Origin of the sequence: Flavobacterium phragmitis, from assembly GCF_900112575.1 — a bacterium.
GTDB lineage: Bacteria > Bacteroidota > Bacteroidia > Flavobacteriales > Flavobacteriaceae > Flavobacterium > Flavobacterium phragmitis.
Window position 1 is genome coordinate 132,340 of record NZ_FOMH01000001.1, and the last position, 19,921, is coordinate 152,260.

The 19,921-nt window shown below is 32.7% G+C and carries 21 protein-coding genes; 14 read left to right on the forward strand and 7 right to left on the reverse strand.

The annotated features are described in order from the left end of the window. Nucleotides 1–9 precede the first annotated feature (9 nt). From BM289_RS00635 to BM289_RS00665, 7 genes are all read right to left on the reverse strand, one after another. Complete coding sequence (locus BM289_RS00635) at nt 10–408, reverse strand: hypothetical protein (RefSeq protein ID WP_091489900.1); 399 nt, start codon at nt 406–408, stop codon at nt 10–12. 169 nt (nt 409–577) lie between these two features. Then, nucleotides 578–1,360, reverse strand: a complete 783-nt coding sequence (locus BM289_RS00640) for an enoyl-CoA hydratase/isomerase family protein (RefSeq protein ID WP_091489903.1) — start codon at nt 1,358–1,360, stop codon at nt 578–580. Nucleotides 1,361–1,371: 11 nt separating this feature from the next. After that, the gene (locus tag BM289_RS00645) at nt 1,372–2,787 is read right to left on the reverse strand and encodes a sensor histidine kinase (RefSeq protein ID WP_091489907.1); all 1,416 of its coding nucleotides are present in this window, start codon (nt 2,785–2,787) and stop codon (nt 1,372–1,374) included. 230 nt (nt 2,788–3,017) lie between these two features. After that, nucleotides 3,018–3,566 (reverse strand): CopD family protein, encoded by a 549-nt coding sequence (locus BM289_RS00650; protein WP_091489910.1) that lies wholly within the window; start codon nt 3,564–3,566, stop codon nt 3,018–3,020. 89 nt (nt 3,567–3,655) lie between these two features. Further along, nucleotides 3,656–4,669, reverse strand: coding sequence for a ferrochelatase (gene hemH, locus BM289_RS00655; RefSeq protein WP_091489912.1), 1,014 nt, complete (start codon nt 4,667–4,669; stop codon nt 3,656–3,658). A 134-nt stretch (nt 4,670–4,803) separates the two neighbouring features. After that, nucleotides 4,804–5,904 (reverse strand): PDDEXK nuclease domain-containing protein, encoded by a 1,101-nt coding sequence (locus BM289_RS00660; RefSeq protein ID WP_091489915.1) that lies wholly within the window; start codon nt 5,902–5,904, stop codon nt 4,804–4,806. Between the two features lie 14 nt (nt 5,905–5,918). Beyond that, the gene (locus BM289_RS00665; RefSeq protein WP_394332977.1) at nt 5,919–6,785 is read right to left on the reverse strand and encodes an AraC family transcriptional regulator; all 867 of its coding nucleotides are present in this window, start codon (nt 6,783–6,785) and stop codon (nt 5,919–5,921) included. Between the two features lie 321 nt (nt 6,786–7,106). On the opposite strand from BM289_RS00665, the gene BM289_RS00670 reads away from it, so the two are divergent. From BM289_RS00670 to BM289_RS00735, 14 genes are all read left to right on the forward strand, one after another. Further along, a complete protein-coding gene (locus BM289_RS00670; protein ID WP_091489920.1) occupies nt 7,107–7,541 on the forward strand; it encodes a hypothetical protein in 435 nt (144 codons plus the stop codon). 15 nt (nt 7,542–7,556) lie between these two features. Further along, entirely contained in the window at nt 7,557–8,144 is a 588-nt protein-coding gene (locus BM289_RS00675; protein WP_091489922.1) for a hypothetical protein, read from the forward strand. Nucleotides 8,145–8,502: 358 nt separating this feature from the next. Further along, the gene (gene hemA, locus BM289_RS00680) at nt 8,503–9,753 is read left to right on the forward strand and encodes a glutamyl-tRNA reductase (protein ID WP_091489925.1); all 1,251 of its coding nucleotides are present in this window, start codon (nt 8,503–8,505) and stop codon (nt 9,751–9,753) included. A 103-nt stretch (nt 9,754–9,856) separates the two neighbouring features. Beyond that, on the forward strand, nt 9,857–10,780 hold the full coding sequence (gene hemC, locus BM289_RS00685) for a hydroxymethylbilane synthase (RefSeq protein ID WP_091489927.1): 924 nt from the start codon (nt 9,857–9,859) through the stop codon (nt 10,778–10,780). After that, a complete protein-coding gene (locus BM289_RS00690; RefSeq protein ID WP_091489930.1) occupies nt 10,780–11,457 on the forward strand; it encodes a uroporphyrinogen-III synthase in 678 nt (225 codons plus the stop codon). The genes hemC and BM289_RS00690 overlap by 1 nt, the downstream gene beginning before the upstream one ends. Before the next feature lie 56 nt (nt 11,458–11,513). Continuing rightward, a complete protein-coding gene (gene hemE / locus BM289_RS00695; protein ID WP_091489933.1) occupies nt 11,514–12,539 on the forward strand; it encodes a uroporphyrinogen decarboxylase in 1,026 nt (341 codons plus the stop codon). A 110-nt stretch (nt 12,540–12,649) separates the two neighbouring features. Then, nucleotides 12,650–13,201 (forward strand): transposase, encoded by a 552-nt coding sequence (locus BM289_RS00700; protein WP_091489934.1) that lies wholly within the window; start codon nt 12,650–12,652, stop codon nt 13,199–13,201. Nucleotides 13,202–13,321: 120 nt separating this feature from the next. Then, on the forward strand, nt 13,322–14,008 hold the full coding sequence (locus tag BM289_RS00705; RefSeq protein ID WP_091489937.1) for a hypothetical protein: 687 nt from the start codon (nt 13,322–13,324) through the stop codon (nt 14,006–14,008). 6 nt (nt 14,009–14,014) lie between these two features. Next, the gene (locus BM289_RS00710; RefSeq protein WP_091489938.1) at nt 14,015–14,395 is read left to right on the forward strand and encodes a hypothetical protein; all 381 of its coding nucleotides are present in this window, start codon (nt 14,015–14,017) and stop codon (nt 14,393–14,395) included. Between the two features lie 5 nt (nt 14,396–14,400). Continuing rightward, on the forward strand, nt 14,401–15,324 hold the full coding sequence (gene hemF, locus BM289_RS00715; protein WP_091489941.1) for an oxygen-dependent coproporphyrinogen oxidase: 924 nt from the start codon (nt 14,401–14,403) through the stop codon (nt 15,322–15,324). 34 nt (nt 15,325–15,358) lie between these two features. Further along, on the forward strand, nt 15,359–15,901 hold the full coding sequence (locus BM289_RS00720; RefSeq protein ID WP_091489943.1) for a Panacea domain-containing protein: 543 nt from the start codon (nt 15,359–15,361) through the stop codon (nt 15,899–15,901). A 3-nt stretch (nt 15,902–15,904) separates the two neighbouring features. Further along, on the forward strand, nt 15,905–17,776 hold the full coding sequence (locus tag BM289_RS00725; RefSeq protein WP_091489945.1) for a hypothetical protein: 1,872 nt from the start codon (nt 15,905–15,907) through the stop codon (nt 17,774–17,776). Further along, nucleotides 17,751–18,719 (forward strand): DUF4421 family protein, encoded by a 969-nt coding sequence (locus tag BM289_RS00730; RefSeq protein ID WP_244165299.1) that lies wholly within the window; start codon nt 17,751–17,753, stop codon nt 18,717–18,719. Before BM289_RS00725 ends, BM289_RS00730 begins: the two co-directional genes overlap by 26 nt. Before the next feature lie 87 nt (nt 18,720–18,806). Then, nucleotides 18,807–19,694, forward strand: coding sequence for a fructose bisphosphate aldolase (locus BM289_RS00735; protein WP_091490694.1), 888 nt, complete (start codon nt 18,807–18,809; stop codon nt 19,692–19,694). Nucleotides 19,695–19,921 lie beyond the last annotated feature (227 nt).

Below are 19,921 nucleotides of genomic sequence, written 5' to 3' on the forward strand. Positions count from 1 at the left end.
CTGGCAAGGTTATACAATCCCTTTCTCAATCATTTCCAGCATAACTGGCGAAGCATTTTTAAATGTCGGCGGTTGTTCGATAATACTTCCGGCGTTCTTTTTGTTTACTTTGAAAGTAACATCATTATCTGTTGTAAATAAAAGTGCGGTTAGAAATGGCTTTTTGATGTAAGTTCCTAAAATCAATAAGGCTTCATCTAAAGTATGAATGCTTTCGATTTCTTCTGTTTTGTAACGTGAAGTTAACGAAATAGAAAAAGTATCGTCTTCGTTGAGAACCAAACGAAAATAGATGTTTTTAATTTCGGTATCGCCCATCGTTTTGGCCAAAGTAAGTTTGGCGAAAGTTCCGTTTTGGATGCTTTCTTTAACTCGTTCACAAAAAAGGGCAAATATTGGTTCGTACATTTTTTTTAAAGGTGCTAAGGTTCTGAGATACTAAGATTCTAAGGTTTTACAATCTTTGTCTATTATTTAACCGCAAAGGTCGCAAAGATATACGCAAGGTTCGCAAAGTTTTTTAATTTTCCTTGTGTGCTTTGCGTAATCCCTTGCGAACTTTGCGGTTAAGAAAAAATTATTTTCCTGTAAATTCAGCTTTACGCTTTTCTAAAAAGGCTGTTGTTCCTTCTTTAAAATCCTGTGTCCCAAAACATTCTCCGAATGATTTGATTTCAGTATCGAAACCATTTTTGCCGTCTTTGAAATTGGCATTGATAGCTTTTATAGCTTTTCCTATTGCAAATGGTGCATTTTTAATGATTTTCTGAGCGATTACGTTTGTAAACGACAATAATTCTTCTTGAGGCACGACATGATTTACCAAACCGTACTCTTTTGCTTGTTCGGCAGTAATCATTGCTGCGGTCATAATCATTTCCATGGCACGGCCTTTTCCAATTAACTGTGGCAAACGCTGTGTTCCTCCATAACCTGGAATTAATCCTAAAGTAACTTCTGGAAGTCCCATTTTGGCATTGTCCGAAGCTATTCTAAAATGACACGCCATTGCCAATTCCAATCCGCCACCAAGAGCGAAACCGTTCACAGCTGCAATAACTGGTTTTTTAAGGTTTTCTATGAAATCAAATAAAGATTCTTGTCCTTCTGCCGCTAGTTGAGCACCCTCAACAGTCGTGTAATTTGCAAACTCCGAAATATCTGCTCCGGCTACAAAAGCTTTTTCTCCGCTTCCAGTTAAAATAATTACTCGAACATCATCATTTTTAGATGCAGATTCAATAGCGTTACTCAGATCACTAATCGTTGCTTTGTTTAGAGCATTTAATTTCGTTGGTCTGTTAATTGTCATAGTCGCAACTTTTTCTTCAATAGAAATTAAGATATTTTCGTAGTTCATAACGTCTGGTTTTATGAGTTTGTGATAGGTAAAGAAACCCTAAAAGTCGTTCCTTTTCCATAAGTTGATTCAAAGGTAATTGTTCCTTTATAATTTTCAATAATGTTTTTGATAATTCCGAGTCCGAGTCCCATACCGCTGGTTTTGGTAGTAAATTTGGGTTCGAAGATTCGTCCAATATCTTGTTTCTGGATTCCGATTCCGTTGTCTTTTACCGCGATTTCAACATTGTTGTTACGTCGTTTTACGGTAACAATAATAGACTTTTGAAACTGACTTTCCGGAATTGCCTGTGTCGCATTTTTAACCAAATTGGTAATAACACGTATTAATTGCGTACGATCCATTTTGGAAATGATTTCTTCTTCTTCTTTTTCGAAGACAATATAATCTTCGTTGAAAATATCCAAAGCCAATTCTACCACCTCAACCACATTCAGCGTTTCATTTTGCTGCGCCGGCATCGAAGCAAAGTTCGAAAATGCCGAAGCAACAGATGTCATGGTATCAATCTGCTGAATTAAGGTTTCGGAGTAATCATTCATTTTCTGTTTCACATCTGGATCATTCGGATCAAACTTTCTCTGGAAACTCTGAACTGTCAGACGCATTGGCGTCAACGGATTTTTGATTTCGTGTGCTACTTGTTTTGCCATTTCGCGCCAAGCTTCTTCACGTTCGCTTTGCGCTAATTTAATGGCACTGGTTTCGAGTTTGTCCACCATTCCGTTATAGGCTTTGATCAGGAAGTTGACTTCTTTGCTGTTGGCCTCCAAAACAATTTTCTCGTTTTTCTGATCCAGATTGGTTTCTTCCAAACGATCGGAAATGGTTTTTAATGATTTTGTGATATACGTCGAAAGAAAATACGCCAAAGCAAAAGCGACAATCAGCATAAAAGAATATACTTGGCTTAAACGAATCAAGAAAGTATTCAGCTCATTGTCGTAATAACCGTCATCTTCTAAATAAGGAAGATTTAGGATTCCGAGTGGTTTAAATTTTTCGTCTTTTATTAAACTGTATGAAGATCTGTTTTTAACTCCGTCGATCGTTTTAATGTCTACAAAGCGTTTTTCAATTGAAGAACGAACCAATTTCAAAATATATTCCGGAATTGGCGGTGGCGCTTTATCAACGGCAAAAGACTCCTTTGACGATTTTAAAAGTTTCCCATCAAGGCTATAAATATTGATTTCGATTTTATGAATCTGTGCCAGTTCGTGGATTTTATCTTTAAAAATCAAATCCAGATTCTGAGTTTTTAACGGATAAGTCGTAGTTGCCAGAACATAATTGATGTGTTCTTTTACTGCATTTTCTTTTCGTTCCAACCGTTCCTGATGGTATTCTTTTGCTTCAGTCTTAAACTGAATAATCGAAATCGAAGCCAATAAAAAAGATGCCACAACAATCAATACAATCATCGACAGGAAAATCCTGGTACGAAGGGAAAGCATTGACATTTTGAAGTTTAGCATATTTTTTTGTTTTTGCCACGAATTACACAAATTCGCACGAATTAAATTTTGATAATTTCAGCCACAGATTAAAAGGATTAAAATGATTTTTAAAGTAATCTCTTAAATTCAAACAATCCTTTTAATCTGTGGCTAAATAAAATTAGTGACAATTCGTGTAATTCGTGGCAACCTCTTTATTTTTTTTCTCGAATGCGCTTATAAAAACGGAATCCCAGCATAATTAAAACGGAGAATAATATAATTCCGATTACGCCGAAAATCCAGTTAATGGCACTTTTTAAAACTACTAAAAATACAACGGCAAATAGAATAATCGTAGCGCCTTCATTCCACAAACGCATAAAATTATTCGAATATTTTACTTCATCTCTTTGTAATTGCTTAAAAATCTGATGGCATTTTCCGTGATATAAATACAAAAGGAAAACGAAGCACAATTTTACGTGCATCCACGGCATTTTTATCCAAATGTGTCCAGCATCTGTAAAAAACAGCATCCAAAAAGCAAAGATACTTGCCAAAACCGCCGATGGCCATGTAATAATGTACCACAAACGGTAGGCCATTATTTTGTATTGCGCCTGCAAAATTTCTTTTTCTGGAGAAGGTTTTTCACTGGCTTCAATCTGGTAAACAAATAAACGCACAATATAAAACAAACCCGCAAACCAAGTTATCACAAATATAAGATGCAGTGATTTTAGATAATTATAATATTCCACTATATATCTCTATAATTTTGGACACAACTTGTGGCCATTTTTAAAATCTTTTTTCTTTACTCTTTATTCTATTCTCTTGCCTCTATTCTCTATTTAGCCCAATCATTAATCCAATTAGAAACTGTCTGGCACCATTCATCATCATCATTCAAACAAGGAATTGCCAAGAACTCTTCTCCTCCTTTTGCTTCAAAATCTTCTTTGGCGCGCATGGCGATTTCTTCTAAAGTTTCTAAACAGTCTGAAACGAAAGCCGGCGTTACAACTGCTAATTTTTTAATCCCTTTTGCAGGCATATTGTCAATTTCAACATCTGTATAAGGTTCTAACCATTTATCGCCTGCTAAACGAGATTGGAAAGTCAAACTATACTTGTCTTCAGGAAGTCCCAATAATTTAACCACTTGTCTTGTTGTTTCATAACATTGATGACGGTAACAGAACTCATGTGCTGGCGATGGCGTATTACAGCATGAACCGTCAATTTTACAATGTGATTTGGTTACATCGGTTTTGCGAATGTGACGCTCTGGGATTCCGTGATATGAAAATAATAAATGATCGTATTCAAATCCAACTAAATGTTTCTGAATAGAATCTGCTAAGTTTTTGATGTAGTCCGGTTTATTGTAAAATGCCGGAACATCTGTAAATTTCATGTGTGGAAATTTCTTCTTACGAATTTCTTCGGCCTTTACTAAAATAGTTAAAGTAGAAGCCATTGCATATTGCGGATATAAAGGAAAAAGTAGTACATCTGTAACTCCTTTGTCGTTCAATTCTTGAAGTCCTTTTTCGATTGTCATGCTTCCGTAACGCATTGCCAGCGAAACTGGGACATTTACCAAAGGCTGTACTTTTTGCTGCATTCTTTCTGAAAGAACCACTAACGGAGAACCTTCTTCCCACCAGATTTTAGAATAAGCATGTGCCGATTCTTCTGGTCTTTTTCTTAAAATAATCCCACGAACTAATAATGCTCTCAATAAATATGGAACGTCAATCACATATTTATCCATTAAAAATTCATCTAAATAAGGTTTAACATCTTTTGGAGTTGGACTGTCTGGAGAACCTAAGTTTACTAATAATACACCTTTCATTATGTTTTTTGCTTTTAAGCTTTTATTTTGTTTTTAAAAATTTCGGCAAAAGTAAACGCTGTACTTTATTCGAAATATGATATTTATTACTTTTTAATTATGTTCTTATTTATAAAAGTGATTAAAAGAATACTCTAATCCATCAATTTTTTAAGTATTTCTACATCTGGCAGTAATCCTTTATATTCTTTTGGCAACTCATTTACTGTTTTATAGGTTGAAACTCCCATTGCTTTATTAACATCTCTAAAAGAAAATTCCACAACTTTATTATTTTTCTCTTTACAAAGGATGATTCCAACTGAAGGATTTTCGTGAGGCAATTTTACCATTTCATCTAATGCTGAAAGATAAAAATTCATTTTGCCCAAATACTCTGGAATAAATTTTCCCTTTTTTAAATCAAAAGCCACCAAACATTGCATTTTTCGATTGTAAAAAAGTAAATCAACAAAATATTCTATATCATCTAAAATGAATCGATACTGATTGGCAATAAAAGCAAAGTCGGTCCCTAAAGAAAGTAAAAACTTTTTGATGTTTCTAACAATCTCATTCTCAATTAATCTTTCATTTTCCTCTTCGGGGTCTTCTATATTGATAAAATCTAATAAATATTCATCTTTAAAAGCCATTAAAGCCTTAGCTCGTAAATCATCTTGTGTAATTACTTTGGCAAAATTATTAGGCAAAGTACCCTGTTGCCTGAATAAATTGGATTTTAAATGATGTCTTAAAGTTGTAATACTCCAAAATTCAGAAGCTATTTTCTGAATATAAAAAATACGTTCTTCTAGTGTTTTTGTTTTTGATGATATCTCGAAATGGTGTGAGAATCCAACTTTTTGAAACTCAATCGCAAATTGGTTCGACACCATCGAACCAATTACAATTATTTGATTTTCAGAATTTTGTGCTTCACCAAATTGGTTCGATGGTAACGAACCAATTGTAAAACAATCTTCCCAGGTTTCGTAAAAAATCCTCATTTTTTTAATATTCGACGCCGAAAAGCCTCTTAATCCTGGTAATTCATTTTGTAAATCATTCGATAAAATTTCAAGAGCCTTTGCTCCCCATTTTTCCTGATGTGCTTTTTCTGAAATGAGCTTTCCAACCGCAAAATATAAACCCAGCATTTCTTTGTTTGCTAAAACAGCAACACGATATCTGCTCGCTAAAATAGCTGATTTTAATTCTTTTATAGTTTGCAAATGTGTATTTTCAATCGTCATACTCTCATTCTCTATTAAACATTCGCATTAATCGACATCAAATATTTTTTTGGTGTTGTTCCGAATTTCTTTTTGAATGCGGCTATGAAATGACTTCCTGTACTGTAACCGATTTTCAATCCTACTTCGTTTACATTATAAGAACCACTGTCTAATAGTTTTCTAGCGAAATCCATTTTGTAATCGAATAAGAAACCGTAAACGGTATCGCCATAAATTTGTTTGAAACCCATTTTCAGTTTTTTCAAATTCAAACCAATTTCATCTGCCAATTCTTGCAATCCAGGTGGCTCTGCCATATTAGCAATTACGATTTCTTTGGCTTTTCGGATTTTCAAAACATTGTCTTCGTCAATCAAAAACGGACATTGTTCAGCATTTGGGTCTTCGGTTCTGTTGAAATACAAACTCAACAATTCGTATCCTTTTCCTTTGTAATAAAGGTTTTTTATTGAAGGATGAAGATTGTAATGAAACAACTGACTCAAAACAATTGCCATTGACGGACTGATATTCCCTTCGTTATAATACTTCTTATCTTTATTATCAGGACTTAAAAAAGTGATATAATCGGCTTCGGCAGAAAATAACGCGTGAAATTTCTTGATGGAAACAATTACAGAAATCACCCAAGAATTTGGAGCCAATTCCAGATTAAGAGGCAATTCTTTCTGCGGGTTATATAAAAGAAGTGATTTTTCTTCTTTCAATTCTAAAGCATAATTGCCTTGATTGAATAAAAATTTTGCGTTTCCTTTTATCCCGAAGTGAAACTGAATTAGTCCCGTACCTATTTCATGTTGCGCAAAAAAAGGCTCCGAGCTGTCGTTCTGAAACCTGATTAGCGTAAAGTCGTCTTCAATTTTTATTTCTTCCTCCATTTTGATTCCTTATTCAAGTTGTAACTGATTTTATTGAAACGATAATTTGGGTTTTCAAAATTAAATCTTTTTGATGGGTTTATCGTTTACTGCTTCTAAATTTATAATTTATTTATTGTTTCAACCTCTTTTCTTTCTTTAAGCAATGTCAATTTACTGATTTTCAGTTTAATTCTTCTTAAAAACAAATATCAATTATTTCTTACGGTATTTATAACTGTTCTAAATTGAAAGTTTATTACAGTTTATTAAAACCAACTATAAAAAGCTCACGTAAATGATTCGTAAAAAACTAAATCAATAATTAAATAAACGCTTTTTATGAAAATTAACAAAATAGTAAAAAAGGGGCTTTGGGCAGTTCTAATAACAGGTATATTGTTTTTCGCCATCTTAGTATTTCATATCATCACAGCAAAACCTACCGTTTATGAAAGTCCTAATCTTCAAGTAAGCAGAATTGATTTTAAAGAAAACATAGATTCTGCCTACGCGAAAAAGATTTGCGCAGATTTGAGATCCATAAAAGGATTAACCACCGATTCTATAATTGTAAAAAGAAATGTAGTAGTCTACTTCCACAATAATAAAATTACCAATTCCAAAAAAGTATATGACGAATTAATGAGCAAAGGGAATTATGATGCTCAACGTTACATTCTCCCTGCTGGTTTGGCAAATAAGGAAGTTTGTCCCGTAGACCAGAATAGCTACAGCTACAAATTGTCAAAAAAAATCAATCAGTTTTTTAATTAACCTTAAATATTTATTATGAAAAATTTTTCTAAAATTACACTTGGCGTATTAATTATTGCATCGGCTTCATTAACTTCCTGCAGCAACGACGATGATAAAACTCCTGCAGAAAAACCAACTATCTATGAGAGATTAGGAGGTTCTGTTATGGTTTCTGATCCGGATAATTCAGGACAGATGATTGAGAAAGGGCGTTTAAGCTTTCGTAAAGTCGTAAACTCTACCATAGGATTAATTGTGGCAGATATCCAGTCTAATGCTTCAGGTAATTTACAGGCACATTTTGCTCCTCTTTTAGCAGAAACAGGAAACACACAGGCGACCAATATTGCTAAATTGTCAGACAACCTTACTGATTTCTTCTCTTTTAATACAGGAGGAAAAAATGCTGTAAACACTTATTCAGGCTTAAATATGTCGGCTGCTCACGATCCTGCTAGAAATCCTCGAATGGGAACTAAAGCTAGCAATGCTGATTACACAAAATTTGAAGGCTATGTTGGTGCTGCAGCAAATGCAAACGGTGTTGCCTCTAACACAGAACTTTACACAGATATTGTTGCTGTTTTAGAATCATTAAGAACTCCAATAGTTCAAAAATAATTTCTTTTACTTAATAGCGCTATCTTGAAAATTTAAGATAGCGCTTTTTATTCAATTCAATTTTCGAATAAAATAACGTCAGTACGATAGTAAATAATTTGAAAAATTCTATTTTCAATTTTTGAACCCTCAGCGATATTTTTTTTCAGACAAATTTTATCTATTTGCATTAAATTATTTAGAATGACTCTAAACAAAACATTTCAAATGACTTGATTTTGCTATAAAAATGCTGATTTCTAAATAAAAAGACCTCTTTAGAATTAAAAAAACATACAGCGACATAAAAAGTACTTTTAGCGTTATTTTTATCGATGGTATAGTAATAATTTTGTTGCACTTTTATGAAAGTGAATTTATGGAAAACAATAACGTACCGAAACACCTTTATTTTTACTCAGTTGGTCTGAGTTACAAAAAAGCTGATGCTGAGGTCAGAGGTCAATTTAGTTTGGATGCAGTTGCAAAGACGCGTTTGCTGGAACAGGCTAAAAACGATGGAATAGAAAGTTTAATAGTAACTTCAACCTGCAACAGAACTGAAATCTACGGTTTTGCAGAACATCCATTTCAATTAATAAAACTTATTTGCGATAATAGTAACGGATCTGTAGATGCTTTTCAAAAAGTGGGTTTCGTTTACAAAAATCAGGAAGCAATCAATCATATCTTTCGCGTAGGAACTGGTTTAGATAGTCAAATTTTAGGCGATTTTGAAATTATTTCTCAAATAAAAACCAGTTTTACGCATTCAAAATCAATGGGATTAGCCAATGCTTTTATGGAAAGATTGGTAAATGCGGTAATTCAGGCAAGTAAAAGAATTAAAACAGAAACTGAAATCAGTTCTGGTGCTACTTCGGTTTCTTTTGCTTCTGTACAATACATCCTTAAAAACGTTGAGGATATCAGCAACAAAAACATTCTACTTTTTGGAACTGGAAAAATAGGAAGAAATACTTGCGAGAATTTAGTAAAACATACTAAAAACGAACACATCACTTTAATCAACCGAACAAAAGATAAAGCTGAGAAATTGGCTGGAAAACTAAATTTGATTGTTAAAGATTATTCTGAATTACATTTAGAACTTCAAAAAGCCGATGTTGTGGTTGTAGCAACCGGCGCGCAAAACCCAACAGTTGACAAAGCGATTTTGAATCTTAAAAAACCTTTGTTGATTCTAGATTTATCGATTCCGAAAAACGTGAATGAAAATGTTGAGGAATTAGAAGGTGTAACTCTAATCCACATGGATTATTTGTCTCAATTGACAGATGAAACTTTGGAAAACAGAAAATTACACATTCCGGCTGCGGAAGCAATCATTGAAGAAATCAAAGAGGAATTTGTTACCTGGATGAAAGGCCGAAAATTTGCGCCTACAATCAATGCGTTAAAAGACAAACTAAACGCCATTAAAGTTTCTGAATTGGATTTTCAAAGCAAAAAAATTGCTGATTTCAACGAAGAACAAGCTGAAATCATCAGCAACAGAATCATCCAAAAAATCACTACTCATTTTGCAAATCATTTAAAAGACGACGATACCATGGTCGATGAAAGCATCGAATGGATCGAAAAAGTCTTCAAAATAAAAGCATCTTAAATAAAATTTAAACCATATAAGTTATATAAGTTCATTTAAAAACTGTGTTTTACCCAAACTGCTTAAATTACTTATATAACTTATATGGTTCAAAAAACAAAACATGGCTGAAAAAACAATCAGAATAGGAACGCGTGACAGCGAATTAGCACTTTGGCAAGCACACACTGTAGAGAAAAAACTAAACGATTTAGGTTATAAAACCTCGATTGTTGCAGTAAAATCTCAAGGTGATATTATTCTGGATAAGCCACTTTACGAATTAGGAATCACTGGAATTTTTACTAAAACGCTTGACATTGCGATGATCAACGGAGATGTTGATATTGCGGTGCATTCTATGAAAGATGTTCCGACTGCTTTGCCAAAAGGAATTGTTCAAGGAGCTGTTTTGCCAAGAGCCAATGTTTTAGATATTTTAGTTCATAAAGGAAACCCTGATTTTTCAAATCCAAGTACCATTGCAACGGGAAGTCTTCGTCGTCAAGCACAATGGTTTAATAAATATCCTAATCATACTGTCGTGGATTTACGTGGAAATGTAAATACACGTATGCAAAAACTACAAGACAATAATTGGGACGGAGCTGTTTTTGCAGCTGCTGGTTTAGAACGAATTAACTTAAAACCTGAAAATTATATCAATTTAGATTGGATGATTCCTGCACCGGCGCAAGGAGCAATGCTTGTGGTGGCAATGGAAAATGACAATTATACATTGGATGCACTTTCTCAGTTAAATGATATTGAAACTGAAATCTGTACCTATATCGAACGTCAGTTTTTGAGAACGCTTGAAGGAGGATGTACAGCGCCAATCGGATCTTTAGTCACTTATAACGAAGATGAAGACACTTTGCATTTTCAAGGTGTTTTACTTTCTATCGACGGAAAACAAAAAATTGAAATTGACAAAACTGTTGATATTTCGGAATGGAAAAAACTAGGTTTCAATGCAGCTCAGGAAATCCTGAATAATGGCGGAACGGAATTAATGAAGCAGATTAAAGAATCCCTGAAGAAATAATGGCAAATCCAGTTCAAATACTCTCTACAAAAATATTATCTCCTCTTCATAAGCAAGAGCTAATGAAATATGGCATTGAGTTAATCGAAGCCGATTTCATTAAAACCGAAAACAAATCTTTTGAATTAAAAAACCTCAACGAAAGTCTGATTTTTACGAGTCAAAATGCTGTTCACAGTGTTTTATCCAATCCAAAATCAGAAGAATTAATCCCGAAGCTTCGGGAGAAAAACGTGTATTGCGTTGGACTTAAAACTAAAACTCTTCTAGAGGAAAACGGATTTAATGTTGTGGCTTACACTGGTTACGCATCGGACCTAGCCGAAATTATCAGCTTAATTTACAGCAACGAAAGCTATACTTTTTTCAGTGGCAATCTTCGAAGAGATACTTTGCCAGAAGCGTTAAAAGAAAACGGAATTAAATTCAACGAAATTCAGGTTTACGAAACTACGCTTCAACCTCAGAAATTAAAAGCAAATCCAGAAGCGATATTATTTTTCAGTCCTTCTGGAGTTGAAAGTTATCTGAAAGACAACACTATAAACAAACAACTTTGTTTCTGTATTGGAGAAACCACCGCAGAAGCATTACATAAAACCACAAAAAACATCATTATTGCAGATCAGCCCACAATTGAAAATGTGATTGAAGATGTAATTCAGGAATATAAATAACAATAACAAACCTGACAGGTTTTCAAAACCTGTCGGGTTTAAAACATAGAAAATCCATGTTAAAAAACGACCTATTTTTAAAAGCATTAAAAGGAGAAACAGTACAGCGTCCACCGGTATGGATGATGCGCCAGGCAGGAAGATATTTACCAGAGTTTAGAGAACTTCGTGATAAATATGATTTCTTTACACGTTGTGAAACTCCAGAATTAGCTGCCGAAATCACAGTGCAACCAATTCGCAGAATTGCTCCAGATGCTGCTATTTTATTTTCGGATATTTTGGTAGTGCCTCGTGCAATGGGAATTCATGTAGAATTGAAAGACAATTTAGGGCCAATTATTCCAAATCCGATTCGTTCTTTGGAAGATGTTCACAAAGTGTATGTTCCAGATGTAAATGAAACATTAGGTTATGTTTTTGATGCTGTGAAATTGACTAAAGAAATGTTGAACGACGAAGTACCATTAATTGGTTTCGCTGGTTCTCCTTGGACCATTTTCTGCTATGCTGTTGAAGGAAAAGGTTCTAAAAGTTTTGACACTGCAAAAGGATTCTGTTTTTCAAACCCAGTTGCAGCGCATACTTTATTGCAAAAAATTACAGATACTACCATTTTATACTTAAAAGAAAAAGTAAAATCGGGTGTAAATGCAGTTCAGATTTTTGATTCTTGGGGCGGAATGCTTTCTCCGGTTGATTATCAAGAATTTTCATGGAAATACATCAACCAGATTGTTGACGCTTTAGCGGATATTACTCCGGTTATTGTTTTCGGAAAAGGATGCTGGTTTGCTCTTGGCGACATGGGTAAAAGTCGTGCTTCTGCTCTTGGAGTAGATTGGACTTGTTCTGCAAGAAATGCGCGTTATTTGTCTGGCGGAAACATTACATTACAAGGAAATTTTGATCCGTCAAGATTACTTTCTCCAATTCCGACAATTAAGAAAATGGTTCATGAAATGATCGACGAGTTCGGAAAAGATAAATATATCGTAAATTTAGGTCACGGAATTTTACCAAATATTCCTGTAGATCACGCCAAAGCATTTATTGACGCGGTGAAGGAATACGGGAATTAGTATTTCAGTGTTCAGTCTCATTTGATTTCCTGCAAGGTTTCCAAAACCTTGTAGGTATAAAAGTTCTTTTTTTATATTTACAGTAAAAACTTACTTTTGGGTAAATAAAAATGAAATTGGAAACACTTGATAAGGATTGTTATTATCATATTTATAATAGAGGAATTAATGGAATAACTATTTTTGAAAATGACGCTAACAAACTTTATTTCTTAAAACAATTAGCTAAATTTACAGAACATAAAATTTCAGTTTTTGCATATTGCTTGATGAATAATCATTTTCATTTAGTTATTCGCTTAAATGTAGAAGAAAAAGAGGCTACACAAGCATTTTCAAACTTATTTAATTCTTATGCTAAGGCATTTAATAAACAAACCAATAGAACAGGAAGTTTATTTGAAAAGCATTTTAAAAGGATAAGGTTAAAAGATGAAAATTATTTAAGACGACTGATTCTTTATGTTCATTTAAATCCGAAACATCATTTTGATTTAGATTTTAAAGATTTCAAATTTTCATCCTATCAAGCTTTTTTATCAAATAAAGAAACCAAAATAGAACGAAATGAAGTTTTAAATTTGTTTGGAGATTTTGAAAATTTTATCTTTTGTCATAATCAAAAGAATGATTTTTTAAACGAAACGTATACTTTTGAGTAACTTAGATTTTTCCTGTAAGGTTTCCAAAACCTTGTAGGTTTGTAACTTATTAAAAAATAAAAAGTATAACAAGAAGAAATACCTACAAGGTTTTAAAAACCTTGCAGGAAAGAAAAAAATATGCTAGCAAATCTAAACCTCAACAGAAACTCACCTTTTTCATTTATTGAATATGGATTTCAGGCTTATTATTCTTATGTGTTTTTAATGGTTTGGATGCATCCAGAATTACATCCGGTAAGTTTGATAAATGATTTGGCTGTTTTGATGGCTTTTGAGTTTATCATGGTGCATTCTGGAGTTTTTATGGCAGTTATGCCTAGAAAATGGTCTCTTTTTGTGTTTTTTCCGCTATATGCAACGTTTGCTTACTCTTTTAATGAATCTGTAGTCAATACCAATATTCTATATATTTATCTGCTTACAGTTTTAAATAGAATGCGATTTGCTTTTTCAAATGTTGCTCCCGAAGTCAGAATGTATCAAATGGGAAAATCGGCGGCTAAAGCGCTTTTCTACTTTTTATTGATTCTTGCAGTTTGTATGGCAAATTCTATAATTCCGCCATTTGGATTGACACAAGAATTTTTAGAAAAATCACATTATTTCCAAACGGTAAAATCCAGTGGATTGTTTATTGAAAAACCTTATGTCCCAATCTGTATGGGTTTTATATATTATTCGTTGCCTGTTTTATATTTTGTTTATCGTGTCATTAAAAACATAGGCAAAAGAAGCGAAACCTCTTTTACAAAAAAGCCCATAATGGCATTTCAGAAAAAAACGATCAGCAACAAAAAATTCTAGGACATTATGCTTAATAAAGGATTAAGAGATGAAGAAAAGATAAGAATTGATAACGTCCTCAAAACGTTACGAACTCTTGTTTATGTTCCTTATCCTTTGAACAATCTAGAAAAATCGAACATCGAAGATCTGCTTAAAGAAATTGGATTGAACCTCGAAACTTTATCCAGCCAAACCAATGAAGATTTAATCACATTATTAATGCGACTTCATTTTGACTGGGAACATTTAGAACAATTTGGAGATATTTTAGTCGAATTTTCTAAAGAAGAAAATTATAATTTTACGGATAAAGCTTTGGCTATTTACCAATATATCCAACAGGAAAGCAAGGTTTTTTCTTTTGGGATTAATACTAAAATTGCTTCGGCGAAAGCCAAAAAATAATTACAATGAAAGACCTATTTTACGCATACATACAAAATTTACAAAACCAAATCTGTGCAGGATTAGAAGCTGTTGACGGAACAACAAAATTCCGTGAAGATTTATGGAAACGTCCTGAAGGCGGCGGCGGAAGAACTCGCGTTATAGAAAACGGTGCTGTTTTCGAAAAAGGTGGTGTAAACATTTCTGCCGTTCATGGAAAATTACCAGATACTATGCAAAAAATGTTTGGCGTTGGCGAAGCCGATTTCTTTGCCTGCGGATTAAGTTTGGTAATTCACCCGAAAAACCCGATGGTTCCTACTGTGCACGCCAATTGGCGATATTTTGAAATGTATGATACTTCGACTTCGCTCAGTACAGGTCCTAGAAAAGTCATCAATCAATGGTTTGGTGGCGGACAGGATTTAACGCCTTATTATTTGTTTGAAGAAGATGCTAAACACTTTCATCAAACTTGTAAAACAGCTTGTGACAAACATAATCCTGAGTTTTATCCACTTTATAAAAAGAAATGTGACGAATATTTCTGGAATGCACACCGAAACGAAGCGCGTGGACTTGGCGGTTTGTTCTTTGATTATTGCAAAGCCAATGAACAAATGTCGATGGAAAACTGGTACGATTTTGTAACCGAAGTCGGCAATAGTTTCCTTGAAGCTTACGTTCCGATTGTAGAAAGAAGAAAGAATCTGCCATATAGTCCTGAACAAAGAAATTGGCAAGAAATTCGTAGAGGACGTTATGTTGAATTCAATTTAGTTCATGATAAAGGAACATTATTCGGTTTAAAGACTAATGGAAGAATTGAAAGTATTTTAATGAGCCTTCCTCCACATGTGCAATGGGTTTATGATCATCATCCAGAAACAGGAAGTGACGAAGAAAAATTAATTTTAATCTTACAAAATCCTAAAACATGGATTTAAATGTATTATATTTACAATATTAACAAAAGCTTTTATGGCAAATTCTACTGAAATATTCAAAAATGTAGTTTATCATTTGTCTAATCGTTATATAGAGCAAACTAAAATAACGTTAGACCAGTTTAATGAAAACAATGATTTTACTATACTAAAATTAATTAAGCTTCATTTTTTTGTAATAGTAATTAATAGTGAAAAAGACAGAGAATTATTGGATATAAATGAGTTTTGGGCAATGCCGTATGGACCAGTAGAAACAAACATTTATAGTCAAATTAGGAGAGAAAAAAATTTTACTGAATTTATACTTTCAAATGAAAAACTCTATTTTTCAAATAACAAACCAAATATTAATACACTAATAGAAAATAAAATAATAGATTCAATTAATTTATTATTGGAATTAGAACCAAGATTACTGTTTACTGATGCTGGTACACTTGTTGAATTAACACACAAATGGAATTGTTGGAGAAAAAATTATTCTCTTGCGAGAGCTAGAAACTCTTACTCTTCAATTATACCAAAAGAAGATATAATTAATGATATTAAAGTAGTTAATCTTGACTTAGTATAATTGATGAATTGTTTTTGGCTACAAAAAATATTAGATGAAGCGACTGACTTATCGAAATCCGATTGGTCAACAAATGCATATCAAAAAGCATTAGATGCCACAACTGAATTACAAATTGGTACTGATGATGATTATTTTCATGAGGTTTTATTAAGCAATTTTGAAAATGAAATCGAAAGTTTTGAAAAACTTTATTTAGTAAAATTTTTTGAATTTTTACATTTTTCAATTATTGGTGGAGAATGCTTTCATACTGATTTTTCAGATCTGATAAAAAAAACAATTACAATTTGTGGTAAATTTCAATTTGCAGAATTTAATGACGAAATTGACGAAGAAATTCAATTGTCATTAGAAAATAAAATTCAGGAACTAGAACCTTTATCTGTATTAAAAAAATCATTACTTGAATTCCAATCAAGTTCTAATTTTCTATTGCGATTAATAGAGAATCCATCTCTAAATACACTTTTTGACTTGTCTGATCGCACTCAAGATATCTTAGATGAGTTAAAAAGCAATACATCATTCATTCAAAATGATCTAAAAAAGGAGTTACTTCTATCAGTAAAAAACAATTTAATTCTTTTAAGGAAAGATTTTTGCTTAAAATATGACATTCAAGATATAAAAACTTTACTTATCTCTAAAAACGAATTAGAAATTTGCAGTAAGTATTTCATAAGTACGCCAACTATCTCAAAAATATTAGAGTTGTTAATTGAAAAAAGTATCTTTTTAATTAGAAAACTTATAATTAGAAAAAACAAAGAAGATAATGTCCATAATGAAAATTACGTTTTCTTAGGAAAAGAATCAAACTTTGACCTTACAGCACATAAACTTAAACTTGAAGTTTTTAAAGATTGGGACCGATATTCTAAAAATCATTTTTTAAGTGAAGACAATCACGAAAAAACAATTATCCTTAAGCGTAATGCAAAAAAAATCATAGATATTGGAAAAGTTTGTGCTTTGGATTTTCATTCTTTAACAAAATATTACAAAGATCTTAATTCTAATTTTTCAAAGTTAACTAAACTTCTTGATGAAATACAATCAATCCCTATTGATTCAACCTCTTTTGATAAATTCGCTTTAGATAAAATTAAAAATTATATATCTAACAATATATTTTCTGAAACAATAAAGAATATTTCTACTGAATCAAAAGTAGAAATTGTAGAAAATTTAATTGACTGTGAAATAGAAAAAATAGAAAAAATTCAAGATGATTCTTTCTTAAACAATTTCTTTCCTTATTATAAAATATGTGATTTTTTAAATAAATATATTGAAATAAAAATCACAGCACTTTCTTTAGACAGTCAAAATTCTAAATTTGATATTTTAGAAATTAAAAGATCTCACGAACTTTTACAAAAATACTTCAATATATTTAAAAAATATCTCAAATGGTCAAAAGTTCACTTAAATTACGCTTGTCAATTACCTTTTAAAGAGTGTATAAAAAAGCATAAAATTGATACCATTGAAATAAATGTATTTTCTTCTTCTACTTTCTCTCTTCCTATAGAATTTGAAAAATATGACGATTTCGAAAGATATACTGAAGCTTTTTTATTAAGAATTGATAATGAAATTAAAAGTTTAAATAATCTTGATGCATTTGTCAGCTTATTTAAAAAAGATAGAGATAAACTCCAAGAAGAAATCAGGAATAATTCTAACAAAAACATTGAATTATTAGGTATCTTTTCAGCAGTAATAGCATTACTGTTTCAAGGTGTAAACACGGCTCAGAGTCTTCAAACATTTGAACAAAAGATATTAACTTTTATAGCAATGTTTATAGTTTTAATTGCTTTTCTTCTTTTATTACATTATTTTGTTAATCACAGAAAAAATAAATAGCAACAAAATAGTAAAACTGGTATACACCACATTCTTTACCAGCATTTTTGGATGTTTCGCCCAAAACGATTCCATACGAAATCCCTATTTCAAATCGTACGACGATAAAATTACGGCCAGTGTTTATTATTTAGACACTTCCAATAGTTTTCAGATTGCTTCAGATAATCCGGAAACCAAAATGTATGTCAATCTTATTCCGAATCGAAGAGAACAAATTGGTTTTAACCTAAATTATAAAATCATAGATGTTGGTTTTGGTTTTGCACCTAAATTTTTGAGTCAAAACAAAGGCGATTCGCATTCCAAACATTTCAATTTCAATACCCGTTTTTATTTAAAAAAATGGATGCAGTCGTTCACTTATATCAATCAAAAAGGGTTTTATATTAAGGATGACAACATTACGGCACAACTGCCGAGTATGCGAACAATGAAAATCGGCGGATCGACGGCTTACGTTTTCAATGATAAATTTTCTTTTAAAACATTGGTCAGTCAAAACGAATGGCAGACCAAAAGTTCCGGAAGTTTCATTCCTACTTTCTCTTTTTATTACACCAATTTAGATTTAAATACGCCCGATTCATCACCAGGAGATATTTATGTTTTTACGCTTGCTCCCTCCTACTTTTACAATTTTGTGATTAGCGATCGGGTTTTAATTGGCGCCGGACTGGCGCTGGGTGCTGGGCTGAATTTGATTGATAAAGACACCTCAGCTTTATATCAGGCCGATTTCAATTTAAAATTAGCCTACAACAAAGACCGTTTCTTTGCTTTCGCAACTCTTAATACCATTAGTTTTGCTCAGGATGATAAAGTCGATCCGAGATTAAATGATCATATTGTAACCTTAAAAATTTCTGCAGGTTATCGATTTGATCCTCCCAAAAAAGTAAAAGAAGTTTATGACAAGGTGAATGATAAAATCGGGCTTTAAAAAACCTACCAACTCATAATCAATAAGTTGTAAAAATTGCTTAAATTACATGGATTTACAAAACTTAAATTCATTATTATGGCAAATGTGAACCAGGAACAATTAAATCGTATGCATTTTGGAAAAGGCTTTATCGCAGCACTAGATCAAAGCGGCGGAAGCACACCAAAAGCATTATTACAATACGGCGTACAAGAAGACAGCTATTCTAACGACGAAGAAATGTACACGCTTGTACATGAAATGAGAACTAGAATTATTAAAAGTCCCGCTTTTGACAGCGAGTATATTTTGGGTGCTATTTTGTTTGAAAATACCATGGACCGTAAGATTGATGGTTTATGGACTGCCGATTATTTATGGGAAAAGAAAAACATCGTTCCGTTTCTAAAAGTAGATAAAGGGCTTGCTGATCTTGCCAGTGGTGTTCAATTGATGAAACCTATTCCAAATCTGGATGAATTGTTGACAAGAGCTGTAGAACGAAATGTTTTTGGAACTAAAATGCGTTCGGTAATTAAAGAAGCAAATCCAGACGGAATTCGAGATATCGTAGAACAACAGTTCAGGGTTGGTTTGCAGATTTTCGAAAAAGGATTGATTCCGATTATTGAACCTGAAGTTGATATTTACAGCGCTGACAAAGAAAAATCAGAGCAGATTCTGAAGGACGAAATCATAAAACAGCTAAATGCTCTTGACAAAAATGTGAGAGTAATGCTGAAATTATCTATCCCAACAGTGAATAATTTCTATGGCGAATTGATAACAGATCCGCATGTAGTTCGTGTTGTAGCATTATCGGGAGGATATTCCAGAGAAGATGCGAATACTAAACTGGCACAAAACCACGGATTAATTGCCAGTTTTTCCAGAGCATTATCTGAAGGTCTCAGCGCAGGTCAATCTGATGATGATTTTAATGCCGTACTTGGCGAGACCATAAAAACCATTTACAAAGCTTCTATTACTTAAAAGCTACTTTTAATCTGTGGGCATAATTATTTCAACACATAGAAACATAGTTTATTAGATGTAAAAAAGGCGTTTCACTTGCATTAATGCACATAGTTAGCTATGTGTGGAAACTAGTTTCTTCTACTCTCTTTTTTCAATATGAAAATCTATGTTTCTATGTGTTAAAACATTTTCGTTTTAATTTCATTAGCCACGATCTTTTATCTAAAAAAATCCCCGAAACC